Below are 4,465 nucleotides of genomic sequence, written 5' to 3'. Positions count from 1 at the left end.
TCTTGTATATACTACTCCATCAAAAAATGCATTTTTAACAGCTGTAAATGTTGTTATTGTTCCATTTATAGGATTTTTTATATATAGACAAAAGTTAGTATAGAAGCTATAGATGAGGATTAAAATGGATAAAAAATATAAAGTGTATCTTAAAATGATTAGTAGACTTTTATACATTATCTAAATTGTTTTAAGGTACATTTTTTATATGCAACTATATTATAAGATAGATAATTTATATATGAATATAAATTTCATTTACATAAAGCTAAGAATTTGATAAACTATAATTAGTTAGATATCTAATGATTAGATAACTAATTAATTTGAAATGGAGTGATGACAATGTCAAATAATCATATAAGAGGTAATACACTACATGGTAGTTTAATTAGATTAAATAAAATTCACAGAAAAATGGCTAAAAGAGAATTTCAAAAAGTAGATTTAACAGAAGGAAAACCAAAGTTATTAGATTATATAATTAATAATCCTGGTTGTAGTCAAAGAGAAATTGCTACTTGCTGTAAAATTGAACCTGCTACAGCTACAAGTATATTATCATCTATGGAAAAAGAAGAGCTTATATATAGAGAAAGAAATCCAAAGGACAAAAGAATATTAAATGTATTTTTAACAGAAAAAGGAATAGAAGCTCAGAAAAATGTTGAAAAAATATTTTTAGAACTAGATGAAATGTGCTTTGATGGCTTTTCAAAAGAAGAAAGAATTGATGCAATAAATACTTTAAATAGATTGTATGAAAACTTATTAAAAAWTAAAAAATAAAATAGAATAATTAAATAAAAAGGAGGAGATATATTTTGATAAAACTTTTTAGATACTTAAAAGGATCTGCAGTTTTATGTGCAATACTTGCCCCACTAGCAATGTGTTTAGAAGTAGCAATGGATTTACTTCAGCCAACKCTAYTATCTAAAATAATAGATGTAGGTGTGGCAAATGGGGATTTAAACTATGTACTTCACATTGGTTTACAAATGATTATTGCAGCGGTATTAGGTTTAATAGGAGGGGCTGCATGTTCATTTTTTGCATCAGCTGCGTCTATGAACTTAGGTCAGGAATTAAGACAAGGTTTATTTGATAAAATACAAACATTATCATTTATAGAGTTAGATAAACTTAAAACTTCATCATTAATAACAAGACTTACAAATGATGTAACTCAAGTACAAATGATGACTAATATGGCACTTAGAGGAATGATAAGATCACCTCTTCTTGCAATTGGTGGATTAATTATGGCATATACACTTAGCCCTAAATTATCTACGGTACTTTTAGTAGCAATACCTATTATAGCAGTTGCTATGGTATTTATATTAAARAAATCATTCCCAYTATTTACTAAGGTTCAACAAAAAATTGATAATGTAAATACTGTAATGAGAGAAAGTATACTGGGAGTTAAAGTAATAAAAGCATTTGCAATAGAAAAAACTCAAAATGCTAGATTTAAAAAAGAAAACGAAGAACTTATGAATACTAGTATTAAGTCTCAAAATAGAAACTTAATATTATGGCCTATGGCTACTTTAATAATGAACTTGTCAGTTGTTGCTGTATTATGGTTTGGTGGYAATATGGTAAATACAGGAGATTTAGAAATAGGTAAGATTGTTGCATTTATAAATTACTTACTTCAAATAATGAGTTCGGTAGTTATGGTTATTGGAATAATTATAAGTTATTCAAGAGCTAAGGCATCTGCTACTAGAATAAATGAGGTATTTGAAACTGAAACTAGTATAAAAGATAAAGAAGAAACTAAGAGTGTAGATAACTTTGATATTGAATTTAAAGATGTATCATTTAGATATAATGAACACAGTGAATATGTATTAGAAAATATATCTTTCACTGCTAAGCAAGGAGAAACTATAGGAATTATAGGATCAACTGGTTGTGGAAAGAGTTCATTTGTAAATTTAATACCAAGATTATATGATGTAACTAAAGGTGAAATTTTAATTGGTAAAACTAATATAAAAGATATCAGTTTAAGTCAACTTAGAGAAAATATAGGGATAGTACTTCAAGAAAATATATTATTTAGTGGAACTATTGAAAGTAACATTAAATTTGGTAACGAAAATGCATCTAAAGATATGATAATTGATAGTGCAGTTAATGCTCAAGCTTATGAATTTATTAATAATAAAGAAGATAAATTTAATAGTGAAGTAGAACAAAGAGCTAAGAATTTATCTGGAGGACAAAAACAACGTCTTTCTATTGCTAGAACATTAATAAGAAATCCAAAGATATTTATAATGGATGATTCATCAAGTGCATTAGATATGGCAACAGAAGCAAAACTTCAAAATTCTATAAAAGAAACTATGAAAGATTCTACTGTAATAGTTATAGCACAGAGAATATCTGGTGTTATGGATGCAGATAAGATAATAGTAATGGATGATGGGAAAATAGCTAATGTAGGAACACATAAAGAATTACTAAAAGAAAGTGAAATATACAGAAGTATAGCTGTATCACAATTAGGTGAGGAGGTGCTTGAGATTGTCAGCTAAATCAGTACCGCAAATGAATATAAGAAGAGGACCAGGAATTGCTTTTGAAAAAAGTAATGAAAAATTAAATAATCCTAAAGAAACAACTTTTAGAATATTAAAATATATAGGAAATAAAAAAGTATCTCTTTTACTTATCTTTGTATTTTGTGTAATGACTACATTAATAAGTATAATGGGTACAAAATTAAATGGAGAAATAGTAGATAAGTATATATCAGTAGGAGATATAAGTGGTTTATTTAGAATATGTATAGTACTTATATTTATGTATCTAGTGGCAACACTATCTACATTTGTACAAAATAGACTAATGGTAAGTATAGCTCAAAATACTTCAGCAGAAATAAGAAAAGATTTATATGAAAAAATGCAACACCTACCATTAAAATATTTTGATACTCACTCAAGTGGAGATTTAATGAGTAGACTTACAAATGATATAGATAATATAAATATGACTTTATCACAAAGTATAACTCAATTAATTTCAGGAACTATAAATATAGTTGGTATGCTTATAGCAATGCTTATGCTAAATAAAACATTGACTATAATAGGTTTAATTACAACACCTATTACAATACTTGCAACTAGAAGTTTAATAAAATATACTCAACCAATATTTATTAAAAAGCAAAGTTGTTTAGGTGAGCTTAATGGATATATAGAGGAAATGGTTTCAGGGCAAAAGGCTGTTTTATTATTTTCTCAAGAAGAAAAAGTAAAAAAAGAGTTTAGTGAAATAAATAAAAAGATAACTAAAAACTCAATACTAGCAGAAGCTATATCAGGATGTATGGGACCTATAAACAACTTTATAAATAACTTAACATATTTAATATTAGCTATTTCTGGAGGTATATTCCTTTTAAAAGGTATGGATATAACTGTTGGGGTAATATTCTCGATAATATTATATATGAGAAACTTTAACCAACCAATAAACCAAATACTTAATATATCTAACTCATTACAAGGAGCACTTGCAGGAGCAGAAAGAGTATTTGAAGTAATGGATGAAGAAGCAGAAGTAGATAATAAAGATGCTATAGATGTAGAAAAGTTAGATGGTGAAGTTAAGTTAGAAAATGTTGATTTCTCTTATAATGAAAGTAAGAAAATTTTAAATAAAATAAATTTAACTGCACATAAAGGTCAAACTATAGCAATAGTAGGTCCAACAGGTTCTGGTAAAACTACTATAATAAACTTATTAAATAAGTTTTATCACATAGATAGTGGAGCTATAACTATAGATGGTGTAAATATAGATAATATAACTATGGAAAGTTTAAGAAAATCAGTTGCTGTAGTATTACAAGATACTTATTTATTCTCAATAAGTATAAGAGAAAATTTAAGATATGGAAATTTAAATGCAACTGATGAAGAAATTATAAAGGCAGCAAAACTTGCAAATGCACATCACTTTATTATGCAACTAGAAGATGGATACGACACAGTGCTTAGTGATAATGGAAGTAACTTATCACAAGGGCAAAGACAATTATTAGCAATAGCAAGAGCAATACTTTCTAAATCATCAATACTTATACTTGATGAGGCAACTTCATCTATAGATACTAGAACAGAAGTACACATACAAAATGCTATGGTTAATTTAATGGAAGGTAAAACTACATTTATAATAGCTCATAGATTAAGTACTATAAAAAATGCAGATGTAATTTTAGCTGTAAAAGATGGAGAAATAATTGAAAAAGGAACTCATGATGAACTTCTAGAGTCTAAAGGATTCTATGCAAATCTTTATAATAGTCAATTTAGAAGTGGACTTAGTATATAAGGAATAATTCCCATTAATAATGGGAATTATTTTTTTATATGAAATATTTTATATTTAATTTAACCATATATTTACAACATATTTAATTTTAATTTTA

General features: G+C 26.6%; 3 protein-coding genes and 1 pseudogene. All 4 read left to right on the top strand.

Annotated features, from left to right (window positions below):
- A pseudogene (locus G3997_RS11900) lies at positions 1–97 on the top strand (DMT family transporter); the annotation flags it as partial.
- A gap of 248 nt (positions 98–345) precedes the next feature.
- The gene (locus G3997_RS05515; RefSeq protein ID WP_296644137.1) at positions 346–789 is read left to right on the top strand and encodes a MarR family winged helix-turn-helix transcriptional regulator; all 444 of its coding nucleotides are present in this window, start codon (positions 346–348) and stop codon (positions 787–789) included.
- A 35-nt stretch (positions 790–824) separates the two neighbouring features.
- Positions 825–2,558: an ABC transporter ATP-binding protein gene (locus G3997_RS05510; RefSeq protein WP_296644133.1), complete on the top strand. Its 1,734-nt coding sequence runs from the start codon at positions 825–827 to the stop codon at positions 2,556–2,558.
- Positions 2,548–4,368 carry an ABC transporter ATP-binding protein gene (locus G3997_RS05505; RefSeq protein ID WP_296644130.1) on the top strand — a complete coding sequence of 607 codons (1,821 nt, stop codon included), beginning with the start codon at positions 2,548–2,550 and terminating at the stop codon, positions 4,366–4,368. The genes G3997_RS05510 and G3997_RS05505 overlap by 11 nt, the downstream gene beginning before the upstream one ends.
- Positions 4,369–4,465: the final 97 nt, after the last annotated feature.

The organism is Romboutsia sp. 13368, from assembly GCF_018336475.1.
In the GTDB taxonomy this organism is placed as follows: Bacteria; Bacillota; Clostridia; order Peptostreptococcales; family Peptostreptococcaceae; genus Romboutsia.
This window is presented reverse-complemented; position numbering and strand designations above follow the sequence as displayed.